Origin of the sequence: Prevotella sp. P3-92 (assembly GCF_002251205.1) — a bacterium.
Classification (GTDB): Bacteria; Bacteroidota; Bacteroidia; order Bacteroidales; family Bacteroidaceae; genus Prevotella.
Window position 1 is genome coordinate 158,266 of record NZ_NPJE01000058.1, and the last position, 23,478, is coordinate 181,743.

At 46.3% G+C, this 23,478-nt stretch carries 18 protein-coding genes and 1 tRNA gene; 15 read left to right on the plus strand and 4 right to left on the minus strand.

Going from position 1 to position 23,478, the window contains the following annotated elements; all coding sequences use genetic code 11:
* Nucleotides 1-28: 28 nt before the first annotated feature.
* A complete protein-coding gene (porQ, locus tag CIK93_RS09040) occupies nucleotides 29-973 on the plus strand; it encodes a type IX secretion system protein PorQ (RefSeq protein WP_094434202.1) in 945 nt (314 codons plus the stop codon).
* Between the two features lie 306 nt (nucleotides 974-1,279).
* Entirely contained in the window at nucleotides 1,280-1,978 is a 699-nt protein-coding gene (gene cmk / locus CIK93_RS09045; RefSeq protein WP_094390527.1) for a (d)CMP kinase, read from the plus strand.
* Nucleotides 1,979-1,991: 13 nt separating this feature from the next.
* On the opposite strand, the gene CIK93_RS09050 is transcribed toward cmk, so the two are convergent.
* Entirely contained in the window at nucleotides 1,992-3,158 is a 1,167-nt protein-coding gene (locus tag CIK93_RS09050) for an FprA family A-type flavoprotein (protein WP_094434200.1), read from the minus strand.
* Nucleotides 3,159-4,101: 943 nt separating this feature from the next.
* Nucleotides 4,102-4,172, minus strand: a tRNA-Gln gene (locus CIK93_RS09055).
* 147 nt (nucleotides 4,173-4,319) lie between these two features.
* Between CIK93_RS09055 and rsfS the strand changes: the two genes are divergently transcribed.
* The 12 genes from rsfS to CIK93_RS09115 all read left to right on the plus strand — a co-directional run bounded on the left by rsfS (nucleotide 4,320) and on the right by CIK93_RS09115 (nucleotide 17,195).
* Nucleotides 4,320-4,679 (plus strand): ribosome silencing factor, encoded by a 360-nt coding sequence (gene rsfS / locus CIK93_RS09060; protein WP_094390525.1) that lies wholly within the window; start codon nucleotides 4,320-4,322, stop codon nucleotides 4,677-4,679.
* A 52-nt stretch (nucleotides 4,680-4,731) separates the two neighbouring features.
* A complete protein-coding gene (gene ftsH / locus CIK93_RS09065; RefSeq protein ID WP_094440177.1) occupies nucleotides 4,732-6,798 on the plus strand; it encodes an ATP-dependent zinc metalloprotease FtsH in 2,067 nt (688 codons plus the stop codon).
* A complete protein-coding gene (locus CIK93_RS09070; RefSeq protein ID WP_094434194.1) occupies nucleotides 6,795-7,664 on the plus strand; it encodes a phosphatidate cytidylyltransferase in 870 nt (289 codons plus the stop codon). Before ftsH ends, CIK93_RS09070 begins: the two co-directional genes overlap by 4 nt.
* A gap of 63 nt (nucleotides 7,665-7,727) precedes the next feature.
* On the plus strand, nucleotides 7,728-8,681 hold the full coding sequence (locus tag CIK93_RS09075; protein WP_094390551.1) for a glycoside hydrolase family 5 protein: 954 nt from the start codon (nucleotides 7,728-7,730) through the stop codon (nucleotides 8,679-8,681).
* A gap of 656 nt (nucleotides 8,682-9,337) precedes the next feature.
* Nucleotides 9,338-10,390, plus strand: coding sequence for a hypothetical protein (locus CIK93_RS09080; protein WP_144007363.1), 1,053 nt, complete (start codon nucleotides 9,338-9,340; stop codon nucleotides 10,388-10,390).
* A 313-nt stretch (nucleotides 10,391-10,703) separates the two neighbouring features.
* Nucleotides 10,704-11,705, plus strand: a complete 1,002-nt coding sequence (gene trpD / locus CIK93_RS09085) for an anthranilate phosphoribosyltransferase (RefSeq protein WP_094390550.1) — start codon at nucleotides 10,704-10,706, stop codon at nucleotides 11,703-11,705.
* Between the two features lie 4 nt (nucleotides 11,706-11,709).
* Nucleotides 11,710-12,516, plus strand: coding sequence for an indole-3-glycerol phosphate synthase TrpC (locus CIK93_RS09090; RefSeq protein ID WP_094390521.1), 807 nt, complete (start codon nucleotides 11,710-11,712; stop codon nucleotides 12,514-12,516).
* Complete coding sequence (locus tag CIK93_RS09095) at nucleotides 12,513-13,136, plus strand: phosphoribosylanthranilate isomerase (protein ID WP_094447147.1); 624 nt, start codon at nucleotides 12,513-12,515, stop codon at nucleotides 13,134-13,136. The genes CIK93_RS09090 and CIK93_RS09095 overlap by 4 nt, the downstream gene beginning before the upstream one ends.
* A 60-nt stretch (nucleotides 13,137-13,196) precedes the next feature.
* Entirely contained in the window at nucleotides 13,197-13,973 is a 777-nt protein-coding gene (trpA, locus tag CIK93_RS09100; RefSeq protein ID WP_094447148.1) for a tryptophan synthase subunit alpha, read from the plus strand.
* 36 nt (nucleotides 13,974-14,009) lie between these two features.
* Nucleotides 14,010-15,218: a tryptophan synthase subunit beta gene (gene trpB / locus CIK93_RS09105; protein ID WP_094440174.1), complete on the plus strand. Its 1,209-nt coding sequence runs from the start codon at nucleotides 14,010-14,012 to the stop codon at nucleotides 15,216-15,218.
* Nucleotides 15,205-16,629 carry an anthranilate synthase component I family protein gene (locus CIK93_RS09110; protein WP_094447149.1) on the plus strand — a complete coding sequence of 475 codons (1,425 nt, stop codon included), beginning with the start codon at nucleotides 15,205-15,207 and terminating at the stop codon, nucleotides 16,627-16,629. The genes trpB and CIK93_RS09110 overlap by 14 nt, the downstream gene beginning before the upstream one ends.
* Complete coding sequence (locus CIK93_RS09115; RefSeq protein WP_094390516.1) at nucleotides 16,626-17,195, plus strand: aminodeoxychorismate/anthranilate synthase component II; 570 nt, start codon at nucleotides 16,626-16,628, stop codon at nucleotides 17,193-17,195. The genes CIK93_RS09110 and CIK93_RS09115 overlap by 4 nt, the downstream gene beginning before the upstream one ends.
* Before the next feature lie 166 nt (nucleotides 17,196-17,361).
* Here CIK93_RS09115 and CIK93_RS09120 read toward each other — a convergent pair whose 3' ends face one another.
* Together CIK93_RS09120 and CIK93_RS09125 are read right to left on the minus strand one after the other, a co-directional pair.
* Nucleotides 17,362-19,857, minus strand: a complete 2,496-nt coding sequence (locus tag CIK93_RS09120; protein WP_094447150.1) for a GH36-type glycosyl hydrolase domain-containing protein — start codon at nucleotides 19,855-19,857, stop codon at nucleotides 17,362-17,364.
* Nucleotides 19,858-19,897: 40 nt separating this feature from the next.
* Nucleotides 19,898-21,958, minus strand: coding sequence for an acetate--CoA ligase family protein (locus CIK93_RS09125; protein ID WP_094390514.1), 2,061 nt, complete (start codon nucleotides 21,956-21,958; stop codon nucleotides 19,898-19,900).
* Between the two features lie 112 nt (nucleotides 21,959-22,070).
* Between CIK93_RS09125 and CIK93_RS09130 the strand changes: the two genes are divergently transcribed.
* Nucleotides 22,071-23,396 carry an MATE family efflux transporter gene (locus CIK93_RS09130; protein ID WP_094447151.1) on the plus strand — a complete coding sequence of 442 codons (1,326 nt, stop codon included), beginning with the start codon at nucleotides 22,071-22,073 and terminating at the stop codon, nucleotides 23,394-23,396.
* Nucleotides 23,397-23,478: the final 82 nt, after the last annotated feature.

The following is a 23,478-nucleotide window of genomic DNA, read 5'->3' on the forward strand; positions in this document are numbered from 1 at the left end:
AATAGAATCACAGGAAACATTATCAGCGATGAAGCAAGTCATACTGACCCTCATCAGCCTCTGCACGGCATCAGCCACCGTTGCACAGGAAAGCCAGGAGGTATATACGTTCCTCCGCTTGCCTGTCAGTGTGCATGCTGCGGCATTGGGTGGCGACAATATCAGTATTAGCGACGACGACGCATCGCTGGTGTTTCATAATCCCGCCCTGATCAGCAATGTTTCCGACCGCACGCTCAATCTCAACTATATGACCTATATGGAAGGAGTGAAAACGGCGTCGGCAGCGTTTGTCAAGGCTTGGGGCGAACGAGCCACATGGGCTGTGAGTGCACAGTATATGGACTATGGCGACATGCGACAGATGGATGCATCGGGCACCGACCTCGGCGATTTGTCAGCCAAGGACATAGCACTCTCTGCCTCGTTGGCTTATCTCTTGGGCGATAGGTGGAGTGGTGGAGTAACCCTTCGCTATATCACTTCCGATCTTGCAGGCTACCATTCGCAGGCTATTGCTGCCGATTTAGGACTCAACTATTACGACGAAGATCACGGTATCTCCCTGTCAGCCTCTGCACGCAATCTGGGTGGACAGGTCCAAACCTATGCCGACACCCATGAAGATCTGCCCTTGGATGTGGCAGTAGGCATCTCCAAGCGCCTTTCTGCTGCTCCGTTGCGCTTCTCTGCTACGTTGTCGCGACTCAACAGTTGGGATGTGTCGCTTCTGAAACACCTCACCATCGGTGCCGATGTCTTCTTGGGCGACCATGTCTATGTAGCTGCCGGCTACCATTTCCGTCGCCCCAGCGAGATGCGTCTCAGTGATGGCGATGGTGAGAGCAGCCATGGCGCCGGCTTGTCGTGTGGTGCCGGTCTGCAGTTGGAGCGCTTCAAGTTTCATGTGGCGTATGCTCGCTACCATGTGTCAGCCTCGTCGCTGCTGTTGGGAGCGTCCTATAGTTTTTAACAACAAATTATCAAGATTACTGAACTATCGCATGTGGGGAAGTTAAGGGAAGTTAGGGAAGTTAGAGAGAAGTTAAGGGACAAATGTCCTACGTCTTACGGCAAAAGGCTATTGTCTCTTAACTTCCCGAACGACCGTAGGGAGTGATAACTTCCATTTTATGGCACCTTTTCTCGCCATGACAGAATTAAAGCGAGCTTTATTCTGCTCATTTGGCTTAACGAAAACGTTCTTTAACTTCAATCAATTCCCTCAGTTGCGAAACTTGAATCAAGATTATAATTACAAACGAAAAAAACAAACGATATGAAGAAGATAACGATAGCCATCGACGGTCATTCGTCGTGTGGTAAGAGTACCATGGCCAAGGACTTGGCACGCGAAGTGGGATACGTCTATGTTGACACGGGAGCCATGTATCGCAGTGTGACGCTCTATGCGCTGCGCAACGGACTCTTTACCGATAAAGGTATTGATGAAGAAGCCCTTCGCGAGCATATCGACCGGGGCGATGTCAACATCTCCTTCCGTTTCAATGCCGAGACAGGTCGCCCCGACACCTATCTCAACGGCGAGTTGGTAGAGCACGACATCCGCACCATGGAGGTGTCGAGTCGTGTCAGTCCCATCGCAGCCTTACCATTTGTGCGCACCGCCATGGTAGCGCAACAACAGCAGATGGGCAAGGATAAAGGAGTTGTGATGGATGGTCGCGACATCGGTACCGTAGTGTTTCCTGATGCTGAACTGAAGATTTTCGTCACCGCCTCTGCCGAAGTGCGTGCCCGCCGCCGTTATGATGAGTTGAAAGGCAAGGGTATGGAGGCTGATTACGCCGATATTTTGCGCAATGTAGAAGAACGCGACTATATCGACTCCCATCGTGAGGTGTCTCCCTTACGTCAGGCATCAGATGCAATTCTGCTCGACAATTCGCAGATGACGATTGCCGAGCAGAAAGAGTGGTTGATGAACCAGTTCCGTCAGGCATTGGCAAAAGCCTGATGCCTATAGGCTGTTACGCCAAAATGGCGTCAGCCAAAGCTTCAAGAGCCGGTATATCTGTAGGCTTCACCACGCCACGCAGTGTCACGGTGTCGCCTTTTATGGTAATATCCTTCATGGGCTCCAGCATCTGCTTCATCACACGGGCAGCTGTTGGGGCCCAACTTCCGTTTTCTATGAGTGCCACTTCGCGCTTCTGCCATGTCTTGATGGTCAGATGGTGCAGGAAGTCGTACATCGGTGGAAACAGTCCAGCGTCGTAGCTTGATGCAGCCAGCACCACTTTGCCATATTTGAACGCATCTTCTATGGCTTCTGCTTGATCTTCGCGACACAGGTCAGAGATGGCCACCTTCTTACAGCCTTTCTTTTTAAGTATCTCAGCCAGCATCTCTGCAGCAGCCTTGGTGCATCCATGGATAGAAGCGTGGGCGATAAATACACCCTCTGCTTCCACACCGTAGCTTCCCCAGATATTGTAGAGACGCACGGCTTCTGCCATTTGCTCACCTTTCAGCAGTGGACCGTGGAGAGGCAGAATCTGTTGGATATCGAGTTTTGCAGCCTTCTGCAACAGTGTTGTCACGGGGTTGCCATATTTTCCGCAGATATTAAAATAGTAGCGTCTTGCCTCGCAAGCCCAGTCATCGGGATCGGCATCCATCACGCCAAACTTACCGAAAGCATCGGCAGAGAAGAGTACTTTGTCCTTACTGTCGTAGCTCACCATCACTTCGGGCCAGTGTACCATAGGTGCCATGATGAATGTCAAGGTGTGTTCGCCCAGCGAGAGGGTGTCGCCTTCCTTCACGGCAATAGCCTTATCGGCAAGGTCTGCATCGGGGAAGTATTGTGGAATCATGGTCAGCGCACGTGCCGAACATACTATTTTAATATCGGGATAGAGTGCCAGCACTTCACCGAGTCCACTGGCGTGGTCTGGCTCCAAGTGGTGCACCACGAGATAGTCGGGCTTACGTCCGTTGAGTGCTTCAGCGAGGTTGGCTTTCCATTGTTCCATGGTGCGCTTGTCGCTGGTATCCATAATGGCAACTTTCTCATCGAGGATTACAAACGAGTTGTAGCTCATGCCTTCCGGCACTTTATACTGTGATTCAAATAGTCGTACATCAGCATCGTCGCAGCCGATATACTTAATAGTTTCTGTTACGTTCTTCATATTTCTTGCGTTTTTGTTTCTGGGTGCAAAGATAGTGCAAACCGAGAGAAGTACAAAAGAAAATTCCGATTTTCTTTTGTATTTCCGAGGTGCAGCCTATCTTCGGCGCTGTGCGCCAGGCTACAGTTGTTTTAGTTTTTAAGAAATTTCGACCACACGACCACAGAAGCGTGCAACGTATTGTTGGTTAGTATTTTATAGTGTGGTCAATGCATGAAACATCGACCACACATCGACCACACAATTTCGAAAACATATTACGAAAACTCAGATCTATCCGTCAAAATAACAATTGCCACTCAGAAATCAGCCAGAAATAAAACGGATCGACAGTCTTTTGATAACGTTTAGCAAGACTATTGTCTAATGTATGGCAAAGGTATTGTCTAATGTATGCCAAGAGTGTTGTCTAACGTTTGAAAAAGGTCTTTTCAACGTTTGAAAAAGGTGTTATCCAACGTTTGACAATGGTGTTATCCAACGTTTGATAAAGGTGTTATCTAACGTTTGATAATGGTGTTATCTAACGTTTGATAATAATATTATCAAGGCTTGAGAAAAGTCTGATAAACTCAAGCCTCCCTACTTATACTTCGATATGTATGCTCAATCAGAGTCTCCTGTTGAGGATAGCTGGCGGTTCACGTAGTCGGAGTGGTGTTCGAAGGGTGTTTGAAATCTTAAGGTTTCGAACACCACTCAAAACCGTGAACTACTGTGAGTTAGGATGTATTGGTGTTCGAGTGTTCGAAATTTATTGAAAACTGAAATAACTGAGCGCACGGTCAAACGTAATGATGGGGGTGGGGAAGTACGCGTGGCGAACCGATGCTTACAGACCAATAAATTGCGGTCGGAATGGGAGAAAGAAACATATTTTACTAAGGAAAAAGCAAAAAAATAAGTGCCGCAAACCATCGTAGTTTGCAACACTCTCACTGTGTTGGGGTACCCGGATTCGAACCAGGAAAGGCAGGACCAGAATCTGCAGTGTTACCATTACACCATACCCCAATGCCTTAATTGCGGATGCAAAGGTACGGCTTTTTTTTGAAACAACAAAAAAAAACGCGATTTTTTTCTAAAAAACTGCAAAAAAACAGCATAATAAGCACTATTATCAAGAAATAAACTTATCTTTGCAATTCAAATAGAATAAAAATGGAACAATCGACACAACTCGTAGAAACTATAATAAAAGGAATACAAGAGAAAAAAGGTAAAGACATCGTGGTGGCTGACTTGCAACACATTGAAGGCACCATCTGCAAATATTTCGTAATATGCCAAGGTGCATCACCTACACAGGTGGATGCTATTGCGGACTCGGTGGCAGAAACCGTCAGAAAGGAACTCGCAGAGAAACCTATTGCGGTGGCTGGAACGGAAGCGGCACAGTGGGTGGCTATTGACTTTGCCGATGTCATGGTGCACGTGTTTCTGCCTGACGTGAGAGAGTACTACGATTTGGAACATCTCTGGGACGATGCTGACGTGAAACATCTTCCCGACTTAGACTAACATTGAAACAATGACGGCCCCCATGCGGCGGGCCATATATTATATATAAGGTATGAACGATAATCAAAAGAAAGAACCTAACATGAATATGCCACGCTTCAATATGAGCTGGCTTTATGGACTTGTCATCATTGGCATTGCCATCGCAATGTTCACACAGGGTGGCTCTTCATCCAGCGTCAACATAAAACGAACATACACCCAGTTTCAGACTATGGTGATGAAAGGATATGCCCAGAAGATTGTGGTCAATAAAAACAAGGATGTACTTCACATGTATCCTAAAAAGGAACACCTGAGAGATGTTTTCAACGGTGGTGTGAAACAAGTGGGACAGAACCCTACTGTGGAAGTGGAAATCGGTTCTGTGGAACAAGTGGAACGCTTTGTGGAGCAGGCGCGGGCACAGAAGAAATTCAGTGGCGACTTCTCATACGACAACGAACAGGACAGTGCACTGCTTCATACTATATTCATCAATGTCTTGCCATTGGTGATTATTGTGGCTATTTGGATTTTCATCATGCGCCGTATGAGCGGTGGCAAAGGGGGAAGCGGAGGAATATTCAATGTCGGAAAGTCAAAGGCTCAGATGTATGAAAAGGGTGGTGAACTGAACATTACCTTTAAAGATGTGGCTGGTCAAGCCGGGGCAAAACAGGAAATGCAAGAGATTGTGGATTTCCTCAAAAACCCACAGAAATATACTGAACTGGGAGGAAAAATACCCAAGGGCGCACTGCTCGTAGGCCCTCCAGGAACGGGTAAGACGCTGCTTGCCAAAGCCGTGGCAGGCGAAGCTGGCGTGCCGTTCTTCTCTATGAGTGGAAGTGACTTCGTAGAGATGTTTGTGGGTGTGGGTGCCAGTCGTGTGCGCGACCTCTTCCAACAAGCTAAGCAAAAGGCTCCTTGCATCATCTTCATCGACGAGATTGACGCCGTGGGACGTGCCCGCTCGAAAAATCCATCAATGGGTGGAAACGATGAACGTGAGAATACGCTCAATGCGCTGCTCACGGAGATGGACGGATTTGGTACCAACAGCGGAATTATTACGCTGGCAGCCACCAACCGTGCGGATATGCTCGACTCGGCACTGCTGCGTGCAGGACGCTTCGATAGACAGATTCATGTGGATCTTCCCGATTTGAACGAACGCAAGGAGGTGTTTATGGTACACCTTAGACCATTGAAACTCGACGATACTGTAGATGTGGACTTCTTGGCACGTCAGACTCCAGGATTCTCTGGCGCTGACATTGCTAATGTGTGCAACGAAGCTGCCCTGATTGCAGCGCGCCACAATAGCCATAGAGTGGGCAAGCAGGATTTCCTTGATGCGGTTGACCGCATCATCGGAGGATTGGAAAAGAAAACCAAAATCATGACCAACGAGGAAAAACGCTCGATCGCTATACACGAAGCGGGGCACGCTACCATATCATGGTTTACAGAACATGCTAACCCACTCGTCAAAGTGAGCATCGTGCCACGTGGCGGAGCACTGGGCGCTGCATGGTATCTGCCCGAAGAGCGCGTAATCCAAACCAAGGAGGCTATGCTCGATGAGATGTGCTCACTGTTGGGCGGACGCGCGGCAGAGGAACTCTTCATCGGACATATCTCTACTGGAGCGATGAACGATCTGGAACGCACTACCAAACAGGCTTATGGCATGATTGCCTATGCCGGTATGGGTGACAAATTGCCCAATATCTGCTATTACAACAATAGCGAATACCAGTTCCAGCGTCCTTACTCTGAAACGACCGCTAAGGTGATGGACGATGAGGTGCTGAAGATGATCAACGAACAATATGACCGTGCCAAGCAGATTCTCAGCGAACATAAGGAAGGACATGCTCAATTGGCTCAGCTGCTGATAGAGCGTGAGGTGATATTCGCAGAGGATGTGGAGAAAATATTCGGCAAGCGCCCATGGACCAGTCGTGCGGAAGAATTGCTTGAGGCTCAGCAGCGTGCGGAAGCAGAGCGCATGGCAGAGGAACGTGGCAAGCGACTGGAGGCTGAGGCTGCACTGAAAGCACAACAAGAGAATAATGCCACACCAGTGGATGACAACGATACGGATAATCAAAACAAAGAAGAAAATCAATGAAAAACTTTATAGTAAGAGCCATTACCGGTATATTATTTGTGGCTGCCATTGTGGCAAGTTTTCTGCGCCCTGAAGCTATGGTGCTGCTCTTCGCATTCATCACCGGACTCACTATATGGGAGTTTGGAGGACTGGTAAATCAGCGCGAAGGGGTGGCCATCAATCGCTTCATCACTACTGTGGCTGGCGTGTATTTCTTCCTTGCCATGACTTTCTTCTGTAGCGATGTCTATGGAGGAATGGCAAAATCGGTGGTGTTTATCCCTTATCTTGTGACGGTCATCTATCTTATCGTTGCAGAACTCTATCTGAAACAAACTGATCCAATCAACGACTGGGCATATACGATGTTCTCACAGATGTATATTGCACTGCCGTTCTCACTACTTAATGTGTTGGCATTTAATGCAACACCAGAGGGAATCGTGATGTTTAATCCCATACTGCCACTGTCGGTATTTGTCTTCTTGTGGATGAACGACACGGGTGCCTACTGCGTGGGTTCGCTACTTGGACGTCACAAACTCTTCCCAAGAGTATCGCCAGGAAAATCATGGGAAGGAAGTATCGGTGGATGTGTCGTTGTATTGGCTGTGGCATGGGTCATTGCTAATTATGTAGATAACGGGCAGTTGTTGGGCATGACGTCGATGCTGGCCACATGGGAATGGCTCGGATTAGGACTCGTCGTTGTAGTGTTTGGTACCTGGGGCGATTTGGTGGAGAGCCTGTTTAAACGCACCATGGGCATCAAGGACAGTGGCAATATACTGCCAGGACATGGAGGAATGCTCGACCGCTTCGACTCTTCGCTCTTGGCTATTCCTGCGGCTGTGGTCTATCTCTACACCATCTCTTTGTTCTGAACCAATTTCTCCTAACAATAACAAAACAGAAAACTAATGATGAATAAACACTTTCCGGCAGCATTGAAAACGCTTTTTCTTGCTGTCGTTATGCTTATGGCAGCTGCAACAGTTAAGGCTGCAGACCCCGTAAAACAGTATGGACAGTTGCAAGTGAAAGGTGCACAACTCTGTGACCAACAAGGAAACCCTGTTATCCTGCGTGGCGTCAGTCTGGGATGGCATAATCTCTGGCCACGATTCTATAACAAACAGGTAGTGAAGACCCTCAAGACGGATTGGAATGCTTCGGTCATTCGTGCTGCTATGGGAATACTGATAGAAGACAATTACTTGGAGAATCCAGATTTCGCTATGCAGTGCATGACACCGGTCATTGAGTCGGCTATCAAGAATAATGTCTATGTCATCATCGACTGGCACAGCCATAACCTCAAAACTGCTGAGGCTAAAGACTTCTTCGGTCGTATGGCGCAGCGCTACGGCAAGTATCCGCACGTCATCTACGAGATATATAACGAACCTGTGGAAGATACATGGGCTGACCTGAAGAAGTATGCTACTGAGGTGATTTTCGAAATCAGAAAGTATGACCCTGATAATATTGTCCTCGTAGGTTGCCCACACTGGGATCAGGATATCCATTTGGTGGCTGAGAGTCCATTGCAGGGTTTCAATAATATCATGTACACCGTACATTTCTATGCAGCCACACACGGCGACTATCTGCGTGAGCGAACAGAAGAGGCTGTAAAGAAAGGAATCCCCGTGTTTATCTCTGAAAGTGGTGCTACTGAAGCCAGTGGTGATGGAAAGATTGACCCTGTGAGTGAAGAACAATGGATTCAGATGTGTGAAAGACTTGGCATCAGTTGGGTATGCTGGTCTATCAGCGACAAAAACGAGAGTTGCTCAATGCTCTTGCCACGTGCTACTGCCACCGGTCCTTGGCCCGACGATGTCATCAAGGAGTATGGCAAACTGGTGAAAGGATTGCTTTGGAAATACAATAAATAATATTCCCATTGCCAAATGAGGTGTAGTGGGATGAATCTGTTTGCTGAGGATTATTCTGTCTGAGCCGATATTCTGATTGATGATGATGAATACAAAAATAGGAAAGAGCGACGACCCCGCTGGGCTGTCGCTCTTTCTTGAATAAAAAAAGGACTAATGAATATCGCTGTCTGTTGCAATTTCGAAATGGAGAAGTCACTCACTCTTTACTTCTCCTTTCGGTTCTGTGGGTAGCAGATTCACATCTGTAAGAAACAGAACTATAATAATATCCTTTTGTGTTTTTATACTTCGCTTTTGTGCTATACCACGCTTGGTGAGAATACGAACAACGAAGGTCATCAAGTGAATGCACCGGTAACTAACAGAAAGATCAGTGCTTCATGGTGTAAAATCTTCAAAATAGTCATTCATGTAGTGTTTATGAGTCGGGTTGATTGATTCGTTATGGGAACTTCTATCCCGGCGCATCCATCCTGTTGACGATTGCAAAATTATAGTAATATACTGCAATATACAAATTTACAGCACCTTAAATATAGTCAAAAACACAATAAATTATCAAATTTTTACCTAAAAAACGGTCAATCTCAAACTTTTTTCGTAATTTTGTCAACGATATCAATGTAGTAATTACCAACCCACCCCAGACCATTATGTATAGTAACGACGATATGTCATTCAGAGCGGATTTTGAACCGTTCGTTCAAATGGCCAAGAAATTCTTCCATAGGGAGAAAAACTATCTTGACACACAACGCCAGCTGATTACCTGCTGGTACACGTTCCTACTTTCCATTGGATTGGTTGCCAATCTGATGGAACTGACTGGTCCTACAAGTGAATTTTTTAAGTATAGCAATGGAACATTGTTGGCTCTTACTTGGATCTGGTTTGTTGGATATGCACTGCAATGGTTTCGTGTCAATACAGTAGTAAGGCTCATGACACTCACCACACTGGTGGTGATGACTACAAATGCTATCTATGGAGCTATTGTGCCAGATATGCAACACATGCATGTGGTGATTCTTATACAAATGATAGTGCTATTGGGAAATATCACTTTCTCACTTGCTACGTATCAGACCATGTTTTCACTTATTAATATAGGTGTATCGATATTGGCGTATGTATTGTGTGCACTATTTACCAACGATCCGATGATGATACAGAGTCTGGCTATCGTGGTGCTGACTTTGCTCTATACAGGAGTACTTGGTGTGCATATTTCCAGCAATGCGGAACGACTGCAGAAGGAAAACACGATGATGAAACACGATGAAGCGGAATTACTGCACATCTTGCGACTCAATAAGAAACAAGTGAAATCGTATATCAGACTGGCAAGGGCTGAATACACGGAAGACCAAACACGGTTGCTGTTGGCACAGTTTGATGAAACAACGCAGCGACATATAATTGCCAATGTGACGCGATTCATACGTGCTGAGGCTTCAGTTAGCCAGCGCATTGAGAAGGCTTTCCCCGAACTGACACCTTCTGAGCGACGTATAGTACAGCTCATTCTGCGTGACAGAAAACTCAGCGATCTTTGCTCGCTACTCAATAAAACGGAGTCGAATATCAATACCCAACGTGCTAATATCCGCAGAAAGCTGGGACTTCAGCCGAAAGACAATCTCAAAGATAAACTCGAAGAACGCATGAGGGGGTATGTAGATATTCAGGATATCATGGTAAGGTGATGACAAAAAACAAATTGTAGGAGATTTATACTTTTTATGTGCGTTATGTAGTTTTTTCTGGCGATTTATTTGCAGATTAAAAGAAAATGATTACTTTTGTACCCGAATAATCATTCAAACAAAAAAATACAATGACAATATTTGTATCTACAGCATGGTGGTGGCGCAACTCAAGATTGAAAGAATCGTGAGTCGAACAGCCGTGTGGATACTTAAAGAATAAACAAGAGGCCTGTCGTTCTTACGATGGGCCTCTTTTCTTTATAGATAACAAACATAAAATGAATAATAAAAGGAGAATAACATCATGGAAATGAAAGACATTTTGAACAGAATGTTGAATCACGAGGCGCTGACTCGTGAAGAAACGAAGAACATCATTGTGGGAATCACACAAAGCGAATTTCCTGAAGAACAGATTATCGCACTGCTCACTGCACTGCAAATGCGTGGCGTGACAGTGGATGAATTGCTGGGATTTCGTGACGGTATTTTAGCAACGGGTGTACCTGCTATCCTCGATTGCGACAGATATATTGATGTGGTGGGAACTGGTGGTGACCGCAAAAATACGTTTAATATTTCAACGACTTCGTGCTTCGTTATTGCCGGTGCTGGCTATAAGGTGGCAAAACATGGTAACTTTGCAGCCACATCGGTAAGCGGCGCATCGAATGTTATCAGAAACCATGGTGTGGATTTTACCGATGATATCGATAAACTCAATCGAAGCATCAACGAGGCTGGTGTCGTATATCTACACGCCCAACTCTTTGCCAAGGCCATGAAATTTGTCGGTCCTATCCGCAAGGCATTGCAGTTTCCTACAGTATTCAACCTATTAGGTCCGTTGGTCAATCCCAGTCAGCCCAAGTGTCAGTTGCTCGGTGTTGCCAATCTCGACCAGATGCGACTCTACCGTCAGGTATATCAGAAAATTGGAATCGACTATGGTATCGTCAATAGTATTGATGGTTACGATGAAATATCACTGACTGGCGACTTTAAAGTGACTACCAACGACTATGAACGGGTGTTCCGGCCTGAAGATCTTGGCTTTGCTGTTGCAAGTCCGGAAGAACTTAAAGGTGGTGCCACAGAGGAAGAGGCGAAGGAAATATTCGATGCTGTACTTGAAAACCGTGCTTTGCCCGCACAAAAGAATATTGTACTTGCCAATGCTGCCTTTGGTATTCAAGTCATGGAAAAGGGTAGTAAGAGCATTGAGGAATGTATAGATATTGCCCGTGAGAGCATTGACAGTGGAAAAGCTCTTGCTACATTCCGTAAGTTTGTGGAACTCAACTGCAATTGATGCTATGGATATTCTGGAAGAGATCATCGCCCATAAGCGAATTGAGAATGAGCGCAACCGCCAAATTATGCCATTAAGGAAACTTGCTACTGAGGTCGATCGGCTGATGGAAAGCAAAGGACAGCAGGCAGAGGGTGGCAGTATGCGTAAAGCGCTTATAGATTCTACTTCGGGCATTATTGCCGAGTTCAAGCGTCGTTCACCATCTAAAGGTTGGATACACCAGTCGGCACTGGCAACAGAGGTTCCCCTCTCGTATCAACAGCATGGTGCTGCCGCTTTGAGTATCTTGACCGATGAGACTTATTTTGGCGGTAACGACTCGTTTATTGTTGATGCGAGACAGAGTGGGGTAACTATCCCTGTGCTTTACAAGAATTTTGTGATTGACGAATACCAGTTGTTACAAGCTCGTCGCTGTGGAGCTTCTGCCGTATTGCTAATAGCTGCAGCCATCGACCATGATACTTGCAGTCAACTGTGTCGTGAAGCTCACAATTTAGGAATGGAAGTGTTGTTGGAGATGCATGGTGAGCGCGACCTCGATTATGCCGACCTCGCTCCTGATCTTTACGGTATCAACAATCGTAATCTGGGAAGTTTTGTGACTGATGTGGAAAACAGTTTTCACATGGCAAGCCGTTTACCAAAAGAAGGATGCAAGGTCAGCGAAAGTGGACTCTCCAATCCCGAAACGGTCAATAGCCTTCGACTTGCCGGCTATCGCGGATTTCTAATGGGTGAACAGTTTATGAAACAAGAACATCCAGGACTTGCTCTTGATGCGTTTATCAAAGATTTGGCACGATGATCGTTAAAGTATGTGGTATGCGCGATGCCGATAATATCCGTCAAGTAGCCCAGTTGGGTATTCATATGATGGGATTCATCTTCTATCAGAAATCTCCCCGTTGCGTCAGTCGTCCTGTATCACGTTGTGAGGCGGATGCCGGTGTGGAGCGTATTGGTGTATTTGTTAATGATTCGGTAATGCATATTCTGCAATGTATCAATGATTACAACCTCAATGGCGTGCAACTTCATGGTCAAGAGACACCGGAATTTTGTCGTCAGCTGAAAGCGAATGGGGTGGAATTGCTACTCAAGGCTGTCAGTGTGGCATCTGTCAACGACTTGAAACAATGTGGCTCATACGATGGAATTGTAGATTACTTCGTATTCGATACAAAGACTCCAGATTATGGAGGTAGTGGAAAATGTTTTGACTGGGAGGTGTTGCGTCATTACAAGGGAACTACACCTTTCCTATTGAGTGGCGGACTTGGCATGCACAACACCGAAGAGCTACTCCGCTTCCAACATCCACGATGGTGTGGTATCGATCTCAACAGTTGTTTTGAAGTAGCACCTGGTCATAAAGATGTGGCGCTACTCAAGCAATATCTGCAAACTGTTCGCGAAATATTGTGATATACATTAATAATAAATAAGGAGTTGGTACTCCGACAACATCGACAAGAATAAAAAACAATGAACAAGATAAATCAACTTTTCCAAAATGCCAGTCAGCGCAAACTGCTATCGTTGTATTTCTGTGCAGGCTGTCCAGATATTGACAATACAGCAGATGTCATCAAGACCATGCAGCGTCGTGGCATCGATATGATAGAAGTGGGTATGCCCTTTAGTGACCCATTGGCAGATGGTCCTGTCATTCAGAGTGCTGGTACTGTAGCATTGAAAAACGGAATGACACTCGATCTGCTGTTGCGCCAGTTGGCTGCCATCAAGGATGAAGTCACAATACCCCTGGTATTGATGGGTTATCTGAATCCCGTTATGCACATGGGATATGAAACCTATTTCAGTCGTTGTGCTGAAAGTGGTATCAGTGGAACCATCATTCCTGATCTGCCTTTCGATGATTATCTGAATGTGGTCAAACCTATTGCCGACCGTTATGACATTCGAGTTATCATGATGATTACACCTGAAACCAGTGAAGAGCGCATTCGATTCATCGATGAACATACTGACGGTTTTATTTATATGGTCAGTTCGGCTGCCATTACTGGTGCGCAAAACAGTTTCGATGAGGCTAAACTTGCCTATTTCAACCGCATCAATAATATGCATTTGCGCAATCCGCGCATGATAGGGTTTGGCATCAGCAACAAACAGACCTTAGAGAGTGCGCAACAGAATGCAGCAGGAGCTATTATCGGTAGCAAGTTTGTGACGATACTCAGAGAAACTGGTAATGCCAATCAAGCACTCGATGCACTCTATGAAGCTCTTCAAAAATAAAACAGACCATTATCCATACTATAACATCTATACAATATGAAATATCAAGTTGACGAGAAAGGATTCTTCGGAAAGTTTGGCGGAGCCTACGTTCCCGAAATCTTATATAAATGTGTAACTGATTTGCAGCAGGCTTATCGCCCTATTCTGGAAAGTGAGGACTTTCGCCGCGAATACTATGCGCTGTTGCGTGATTACGTAGGACGTCCGTCACCTCTGTACTATGCTAAGCGCATGAGCGAACGATATGGTTGCCAACTCTATCTGAAACGTGAGGATTTGAACCATACTGGTGCACATAAGATTAATAATACCGTGGGACAAATTCTGATGGCTAAGCGTATGGGGAAGACGCGCATTATTGCTGAAACCGGTGCTGGACAGCATGGCGTGGCAACGGCAACGGTATGTGCCCTGATGAATATGGAGTGTGAGATATTCATGGGAGCAACTGACGTAGAGCGTCAACATACTAATGTGGAACGTATGCGCATGCTGGGCGCCAAAGTACATCCTGTACGTACTGGCAATATGACATTGAGTGATGCTTGTTCAGAAGCTATTCGCGACTGGTGTTGTCATCCGCAAGATACCTTCTATATAGTAGGTAGCACGATGGGACCACATCCTTATCCTGATATCGTTGCCCGTTTGCAGAGTGTTATCAGTGAGGAACTCAAAGTACAATTGGAAGAAAAGGTTGGTCGTGACTATCCTGACTATCTTATTGCTTGTGTGGGAGGTGGTTCAAATGCCGCAGGTACTATCTACCATTATATTGATGACGACCGCGTGCAAATCTATCTGGCTGAGGCTGCCGGACATGGTATTGATACCGACTATACTGCCGCCACAATGCACTGTGGTACCGAGGGAATCATACATGGCGCACGAACTTTGGTGATGCAGACCGATGGTGGACAGATTAAAGAGGCCTTTACCATTAGTGCCGGACTGGATTACCCTGGTATAGGACCGATGCATGCAGATTTAGCAACGCGTGGCAGAAGCCATATTTTGGCTGTCAATGATGATGAGGCCATCTATGCCGGTTATGAACTGACTCGTATGGAGGGTATTATTCCTGCTATCGAGAGTGCTCATGCTGTTGCGGCACTTGCCAAAATGAAACATTTGTTCAAACCCGATGATGTGGTGGTGCTGACCGTCAGCGGACGCGGTGATAAGGATGTGGAAACCTATCTCAGTAACAAATCAATGGCTAAAGAATATGGAAACTTTTAACTATACAACCTATTGTCGGCATATTCTGGCCGACCTGCATACACCCGTTGGGGTCTATATGCGCTTGCGAGACCTCTATCCACAGTCGGCGCTGATGGAGAGCTCTGACTATCATGGTAATGACAATGCGCGTTCGTTTATTGGTGTTCATCCTTTGGCAAGTATTGCTATAGGACATGGAGTGGTGACCTGTAAATATCCCGATGGTACCAACCAACAGAAAACGCTACCACGAACCGATGATGGAGACCGTTGCAAACTGGCTATCGCCGATGCCATTGACCGTTTTATACATTCGTTTCACGTTTGTGGAGAAGGACAGGAATACTGTGGACTCTATGGCTTTACGTCGTTTAACGCTGTGCGCTATTTTGAAAATATTGCTGTGCGTGACACAACGATGGAGAAAAATGATGCCCCAGATATCTATTATGTGCTCTTCCGCGATGTTATTGTGTTCGACCATTTTAACAATACCATGACGCTTGTCACACTTGGCGAACGACCTGATGATACTTCTGAGATGGATATGTTGCTGCGCGCCATCAACAAGGCGTCGGTCAAAGCCTATGATTTTCATCCTGTTGGTGATACAACATCTACGTTGACCGATGAGGAACATAAGGCTAACATCCGTCGATGTGTGGAACATTGTATGCGTGGAGATGTGTTTCAGATAGTGGTCAGTCGCCGTTTTGTACAGCGCTATGAGGGTGATGACTTCAAACTGTATCGCGCTTTGCGTAGCATCAATCCTTCGCCCTATTTGTTCTACTTTGATTTCGGTGGGTTTCGTATCTTCGGTTCCTCACCCGAAACCCATAACCGCATCGTGAGCAATAAGGCTTATATCGATCCTATTGCTGGCACAACCCGTCGTACAGGCAATACAGAACAGGATCGGAAGAATGCCGAGTTTCTACGTAACGACCCAAAGGAGAATGCCGAACATGTCATGTTGGTTGATCTGGCACGTAATGATCTGAGCCGCAACTGTCATGATGTCAAAGTTGATTTCTATAAGGATATGCAGTTCTACAGTCATGTCATTCATCTTGTCAGCCGTGTTAGCGGTACGCTTGACGAGGGAGCTAATACCATCCGTACCTTTATCGATACTTTTCCTGCGGGTACATTGAGTGGTGCGCCTAAGGTACGTGCCATGCAGATTATAAGCGAACTGGAGCCCCATAATCGTGGAGCCTATGGCGGATGTATAGGTAGTATATCGCTCAATGGCGACTTAAACCAAGCTATTGTCATCCGAACCTTTATCAGTCGCAATGGCGAACTGTGGTTCCAGGCTGGAAGTGGTGTGGTTGCCAAGAGTAATGACAACTATGAGTTAGAAGAATGTAATAATAAACTGGGTGCCCTTGTCAAGGCCATCCGAATGGCAGAAGAATTATGAATATAGTGATTATTGACAACTACGACTCGTTTACCTACAATCTGTCTCATCTGTTGAAGGAGTTGGGAGCAACAGTCAGCGTAGTACGTAACGACCAGTTTCAATTGGAACAACTGGAACAATACGATAAGATTATCCTCAGTCCCGGACCGGGTGTTCCCTCTGAGGCAGGTTTGTTGCTGGCAGTTATTCGTCATTATGCTGGTCGCAAACCTATACTTGGTGTGTGTCTGGGTCATCAGGCTATTGGCGAAGTGTTTGGTGGTAAGTTGGCCAATCTTTCGGAAGTGTATCATGGAATCGCCACTCCTTGCAGTATTGTGGCAGATGATCCGATATTCCGCGGATTGCCTCGTCGCATAGAAGTTGGACGTTATCATTCATGGGTGGTTGATCGTGAGAATTTTCCTGATTGCTTAGAAATAACTGCCGAGAGCGATGACGGTCAGATTATGGCACTTCGCCATAGGCAGTATGACATTCGCGGCATTCAGTTTCATCCAGAGAGTGTGCTGACTCCCGATGGACATGCTATGCTTGCCAATTGGTTAGAACTAGGTAAATAATCGGAATTCCAGTTGACTATATGCTGAAGAAAGAGCCAGTCTGAACAACATCAGACTGGCTCTTAAGTTAGATCGACCATTGTATCGAGCAACTGTTGGGATAGCTTGATTGCTAATTACGATGCTCTATTTGAATTGGATACCGTGGTCTATTGATTGTTGTGTATTATACCATTTCAACAACTACAGCGTGCTTACCTGCTGTGCAGGGGATGACGTTTCCTTCGATGGGTTGACCATCAACGGTAATCTGTTTCACACCCTTCTCGCTTCCGCGTGGGTTTTTGACTACGATGTCAAATTCGGCTCCGCGCAGAATACGTTTGATGCTATATTCCTTCATGTCTGATGGGAGACAAGGATCGATTTCAATACCATCGTATGTAGGCTTGATACCCAATAGGAACTGACTGACTGTGTACCACATCCATGCGGCAGTACCGGTCAACCATGAGTTCTTTCCTTCACCGGGTTTAGCAGCATCTTTACCTGCCACCATCTGACAGTTGACGTATGGTTCAACCTTGTGGAGGTCTTGGTCTTTGATGTACATAGGACAAATCTTGCGGAAGAGTTCCCATGCATCGTTACCGCGTCCTGCAACAGTTTCTCCGATGATAACCCATGGGTTGTTGTGACAGAAGATACCTGCATTCTCTTTATATCCTGCGGGGTATGAAGAAATCTCACCCATTTCCACATGATAGGTGGTGTATGCGGGATTGTTGAGCACCATACCGTGTTCGCAGTCGAGATATTTCTTGCAGGAGTCGATTGCTTTGTCGCACATGCCTTCTTCAAGTCCGATGCCTGCCATGGTGCAGAATCCTTGTGACTCGATAAATATCTTTCCTTCCTCGTTTTCGTGAGAACCAATCTTGTTGCCATAGAAGTCGTATGCACGCAGATACCATTCGCCATCCCATCCGTGTTCCTTTACGGCCTTCACCATATTATTAATATGTCCGAGTGCACGATCTGCTTCTTCTGGCTTGCCAATCTGTTTGCAGAGTTCTACATACTGTCTGCCGCAGAGTACAAAGAGGCCGGCAATCATGAGGGATTCTGCCTTTGAACCTTCTGTCTTGTTTTCGGTAGTTTGGAAACTCTCGTTGGGATCCCATGAGAAACAGTTCAGGTTGAGACAGTCGTTCCAATCGGCACGTCCGATGAGTGGTAGAGCGTGAGGACCGAGGTTGTTGACTACGTGGTTGAATGATATTTTCAGGTGCTCAAATAGTGTGACTTCTGTTCCAGGCTCGTTGTCCCAAGGTACCATTTCGTCGAGAATTGAGAAATCGCCCGTCTCTTTGATATAAGCAACTGTACCGAAGATGAGCCACATGGGGTCGTCGTTGAAACCGCCACCGATGTCGTTGTTGCCGCGCTTGGTGAGTGGTTGGTATTGGTGGTAGCATCCTCCGTCGGGGAATTGTGTTGATGCAATATCGATAATGCGCTGGCGTGCACGACTTGGTACTTGATGAACAAAGCCAACAAGATCTTGGTTGGAATCGCGGAATCCCATTCCACGTCCTACGCCGCTTTCGAAGAATGACGCAGAACGTGAGAAGTTGAAGGTAATCATACATTGGTACTGGTTCCAGATGTTGACCATTCTGTTCAAGTTCTCGTCGTCGCTCTTCACTACATACTTATCGAGTAGTTCGTCCCACATGGTGCGCAATTCAGCAAAAGCAGTCTCTACAGCCTCTACGGTAGCGAAGCGCTCGATGGTAGCCTTGGCTTTGGTTTTGTTGACGAGTGTCACGTCGCTATCCTGTGAAGAAATGAGTTCACCTTTTTTCTTGCGCTCGATATCTTCCTTGCAGAACTTTTCGTCTTGTTCGTTTTCTACATAGCCGAGGATGAAGATATAGTCTTTGGTCTCACCCGGTTTCAGTTCAACCTCGATATAGTGTGAGGCAATAGGGCTCCATCCGTGTGCCAGGCTGTTGCTTGGCTTGCCAGCCATGACACATTGTGGGTTTGAAAATTCGTTGTATAGTCCGATGAACGACTCACGGTCTGTATCATATCCGTCGATTTTAGAATTAGCCACAGCATAGTATGCATAGTGGTTACGGCGCTCTTTGTATTCTGTTTTATGGTAGATAACGCTACCGTCAATCTCCACTTCACCTGTTGACCAGTTGCGTTGGAAATTCTCCATGTCGGTAGCCGCATTCCACAGACACCATTCAGCAAACGAGAAGAGCTTGATACGCTTAGTTTCGTTGGTGGTATTCTTCAAGGTTACGCGCTGTACTTCAGCCCATGTCTTTAATGGAACGAAGAATAGTACGCTGGCTTCTATACCGTTCTTTGCACCAGTAATGCGTGTGTAGTTCATACCGTGCCGGCACTCGTAGAAGTCGAGTGGTGTTTTGCAAGGCTTCCATCCTGGGTTCCACACGGTATCGCCATCCTTGATGTAGAAGTAGCGTCCTCCGTTGTCCATTGGTACGCCGTTGTAGCGGTAACGTGTGATGCGGCGGAACTTAGCGTCTTTGTAGAAACTGTATCCACCTGCTGTGTTAGAGATGAGTGAGAAGAAGTCTTCGTTGCCCAGATAGTTTATCCAAGGAAACGGGGTCTTAGGGTCTGTGATGACATACTCACGTTGTTGGTCATTGTAGTGACCATAGAGCTTGTTTTCCATCGTCAATTGATTTTGATAGTTGTTAATATTATTTATTTCGTTATTTTTCTATAAGTATTCTTGCATCTACAGCCACTATATCGTCGGCGTCAGCCAGTAGTGGGTTGATGTCCATCTCTTTTATCTCTGTGGCAAAGCGCAGTAGTGTAGATAAGCGCACGATGATTTCTGCATACTTCTGCTCGTTGATGCCTTGTTGTCCACGTGTGCCTTTGATGATTTTATAGCCACGTAGCGAGCGTATCATCGAGTATGCTTCGCCGTATGATAGCGGTGCAAGTCCGCTTTGTACATCTTTCAATACTTCTACAAAGATACCGCCCAATCCGCAGAGCACTACGTGTCCGAATCGTTCTTCATACTTAGCGCCGATGAAGAGTTCGGTACCTTTCAGCATCTTCTGTACCATGACGCCTTGCGCATCTTTGATATTCATCATGCGGTCAAACTCCAATGCCAGATGTTCAGGAGTGCGGATGTTGAGTGTCACACCGCCCACATCACTCTTGTGTACGGGTCCTACTACTTTCGCCACTACTGGATATCCTGTGCGGTTGGCAAAATCGATTAGAGTTTGTTTGTCGTCGCTTACCATTTCGGGTACCATCGGTATTCCGGCACATTCCAGTAGTTGGTGGACGATGTCGGGTGACACATATCCGTTGTCGGTAATGCCGCTAATGATTTCGCGTATCTTAGGCACATCCACGCCGAAGAGTTCTATTTCAGGTGGTGCTGGCTGTGGTGTACGCATCACTTGTGAGAGGGCAGTAGCCAAAGTCACCTCGTCGCTGAAGTTTACATGACCTTTTGCCAAGAACTCAGCCACTTCTGGTCCGGCGGTATGCAGACTGGGTAGGATGGGGAAGATAGGCTTCTTACACTCGCCAATCTTTTTGTGCAGTACCTCGTAGGCCTCATAGAGTGTGGTCAGACCTGGTGTTCCGTATATCACAGCAATGGCATCGATATTGTCGAAACGTTGATCGCAATAGTCGAGTGTAATACCCAATTGCTCTGGGGTTCCTGTTGCCAATATGTCGATAGGATTGGCTACTGACGAACCTGCAAACAACTGGCTCTTGAGTTCCTCTGCTACAGGACCTTCCAACTTGGGAACTTCCAGTCCGCCTTTAGATAATGCATCGGTCAGCATTACACCTGGTCCTCCTGCGTGGGTGACGATGGCGAAGCGTTTGCCCGCCAATGGTGGCAAGGTGAAGATACATCCCACGGTGGTCAGTTCCTCACGTGAATGGCAGCGCACGATGCCTGCTTTACGGAAGAGTGCCTCTACTGCCGAGTCGCTACTTGCAATGGCACCTGTATGGCTTGATGCAGCTCTGCTTCCGCTTTCACTACTTCCAGCTTTGACAGCGGCAATGCGACATCCTTTGCGAATAAGTGATGAGGCATGGAAGAGCAGTTTGTCGGGGTTGGATATGTTTTCGATATAGAGCAGTTTGACTTTCGAGTCGGTGTTAGGGTCGAAGTGTTCGTCCATGTATTGAAGCACGTCTTCTATACCGATTTGTTTACCGTTGCCAATCGACCATACCGAGTTAAATTGTAGGCCTTTGATAACGGCACTCTCTAAGATGAATACGGCAGTAGCTCCCGAACCGCTGACGAAATCAACACCTTGTGGATTAAGCGATGGGATAGGTTTTGTAAACACACTATGATGATTTCTGTTGAGCAGTCCGATGCAGTTGGGGCCGATGAGTGCTGCCCCATATCGCTCACAGGTGTCGAGTATGCGTTGCTCTCTTGCAGCTCCAGCTTTTGTCTCTTCACCAAAGCCAGCCGATATGATGATAAAGGCTTTTGTGCCTTTTTCGCTGGCAAGCAGTTCCACACTTTCTGGGCATAGTTTTGCTGGAATCACCAGTATGGCGAGTTCTGTAGGTGGCAGTTCTTTAGCATCGTGAAACACTTTGATGCCTTGTACTTCGTCTTCCTTTGGGTTGACAATACGTAGTGTGCCCTGATAGTTGCCTTGCAGGATATTACGCACGATGGCGCCTCCTGGCTTGTGGACATTGTTTGAACCACCGATGACAACAATTGACTGTGGATGGAGCAGTTCTGGAGTAATCATAGTAGTAATATAGATTTAATTGCCTACAAAGTTACGATATAGTCGGCTAAATGCAAAGAAAAAATTGATTTTTCTTCGTGTTTTTTCTTCTTTTGATAGTACCTTTGCATGTATGAAACTTTCAAAGACAGACCAAAATATACTTCAGATAGCTCTGCCGGCTATTGTTACCAATATTACCGTCCCGCTTCTTGGCTTGGTAGATACTGCCATCGTGGGCCATATGGGGAGTGCGTCGTTTATTGGCACTATTGCGGTGGGTAGTATGATTTTTAATCTGGTTTATTGGGTGTTCGGATTTTTGCGCATGGGAATGTCTGGAATGACCGCCCAGGCTCGTGGCCGTCGTCAGGTGGAGGATATTGTCAGGTTGTTGGGCCGCTCGGTAGCAGTTTCGTTGTCTATTGCTTCGTTGTTATTGGTTTTTCAATGGCCGTTGCGTGAACTGATGTTGATGTTGATCCACCCCGGAGAAGGCGTCCGTCAACTGGCAGAAATTTATTTCAATATTGCGGTATGGGGAGCTCCTGCCGTGCTTTCGCTCTACGGATTGACGGGGTGGTTTATCGGCATGCAGAATACTCGCATTCCCATGCTGGTTTCTGTGGCTCAGAATGTTGTAAATATCTGTGCGTCATTATTCTTCGTCTATGCGCTCGACATGCAAATAGAAGGAGTGGCGTTGGGAACGGTCGTGGCACAATATGCAGGACTTATAGTGGCTGTATTGTCGTTGGCTCCGTCATTCTTTTTATATCGTGGTCGTAGGTCTTGGCGCCGACTGGGTCGTGGCTTTCGATGGCAATCGTTGCGGTCGGAATGGGGACGCTATTTCCGTGTAAATCGTGATATTTTCCTTCGTACGTTGTTCTTGGTAGGTGTCAATTTGTTCTTTACTTCGGCTGGCGCACGTCAGGGCGAAGTGGTACTTGCGGTCAATGCACTTTTGATGCAACTATTCTTACTGTTGTCATATTTTTTAGATGGATTTGCCTATGCAGGTGAAGCGCTTGGCGGCCGTTATTGGGGAGCTTCAGATGCGAATGCTTTCCATGATGTGGTGCGACGACTTTTCCGTTGGGGTGGGTCATTGGCTTTGCTCTTTTCGATTGTATATATTGTGGGTGGCGAACCGTTTTTGCATCTTCTTACGGATAATGTTTCTGTGGTGAAAGCATCCCGTTCGTATGTGGGTTGGGCTTATCTTCTACCCTTGGCAGGAGTGGCAGCTTTTGTTTGGGATGGTATTTTTATCGGAATTACCGCTACTCGAGCCATGTTGATTTCATCGGTTGTCGCAGCTATGGTGTTCTTTTTTACGGCATTATTGCTCATGCCACTATGGGGAAATCATGGCCTTTGGTGTGCGATGACCCTTTATTTGTTGACTCGTGGTTTGGTGCAGACCCTGTTGTTTTGTAACATAAGGCTAAAGTGAAGCCTCCTTTATGAGCCATTTGCTCTATGGCTCAAATAGTGTATCTATTTTCTGATTATTAATGTGCTCTGTCTTCGGGATG

Bases quoted from the DNA above. Each gene is read 5' to 3' on its own strand.
- porQ (WP_094434202.1), top strand. From the start codon at position 29: ATGAAGCAAGTCATACTGACCCTCATCAGCCTCTGCACGGCATCAGCC.
- cmk (WP_094390527.1), top strand. From the start codon at position 1,280: ATGAAGAAGATAACGATAGCCATCGACGGTCATTCGTCGTGTGGTAAG.
- CIK93_RS09050 (WP_094434200.1), bottom strand. From the start codon at position 3,158: ATGAAGAACGTAACAGAAACTATTAAGTATATCGGCTGCGACGATGCT.
- rsfS (WP_094390525.1), top strand. From the start codon at position 4,320: ATGGAACAATCGACACAACTCGTAGAAACTATAATAAAAGGAATACAA.
- ftsH (WP_094440177.1), top strand. From the start codon at position 4,732: ATGAACGATAATCAAAAGAAAGAACCTAACATGAATATGCCACGCTTC.
- CIK93_RS09070 (WP_094434194.1), top strand. From the start codon at position 6,795: ATGAAAAACTTTATAGTAAGAGCCATTACCGGTATATTATTTGTGGCT.
- CIK93_RS09080 (WP_144007363.1), top strand. From the start codon at position 9,338: ATGTATAGTAACGACGATATGTCATTCAGAGCGGATTTTGAACCGTTC.
- trpD (WP_094390550.1), top strand. From the start codon at position 10,704: ATGAAAGACATTTTGAACAGAATGTTGAATCACGAGGCGCTGACTCGT.
- CIK93_RS09090 (WP_094390521.1), top strand. From the start codon at position 11,710: ATGGATATTCTGGAAGAGATCATCGCCCATAAGCGAATTGAGAATGAG.
- CIK93_RS09095 (WP_094447147.1), top strand. From the start codon at position 12,513: ATGATCGTTAAAGTATGTGGTATGCGCGATGCCGATAATATCCGTCAA.
- trpA (WP_094447148.1), top strand. From the start codon at position 13,197: ATGAACAAGATAAATCAACTTTTCCAAAATGCCAGTCAGCGCAAACTG.
- trpB (WP_094440174.1), top strand. From the start codon at position 14,010: ATGAAATATCAAGTTGACGAGAAAGGATTCTTCGGAAAGTTTGGCGGA.
- CIK93_RS09110 (WP_094447149.1), top strand. From the start codon at position 15,205: ATGGAAACTTTTAACTATACAACCTATTGTCGGCATATTCTGGCCGAC.
- CIK93_RS09115 (WP_094390516.1), top strand. From the start codon at position 16,626: ATGAATATAGTGATTATTGACAACTACGACTCGTTTACCTACAATCTG.
- CIK93_RS09120 (WP_094447150.1), bottom strand. From the start codon at position 19,857: ATGGAAAACAAGCTCTATGGTCACTACAATGACCAACAACGTGAGTAT.
- CIK93_RS09125 (WP_094390514.1), bottom strand. From the start codon at position 21,958: ATGATTACTCCAGAACTGCTCCATCCACAGTCAATTGTTGTCATCGGT.
- CIK93_RS09130 (WP_094447151.1), top strand. From the start codon at position 22,071: ATGAAACTTTCAAAGACAGACCAAAATATACTTCAGATAGCTCTGCCG.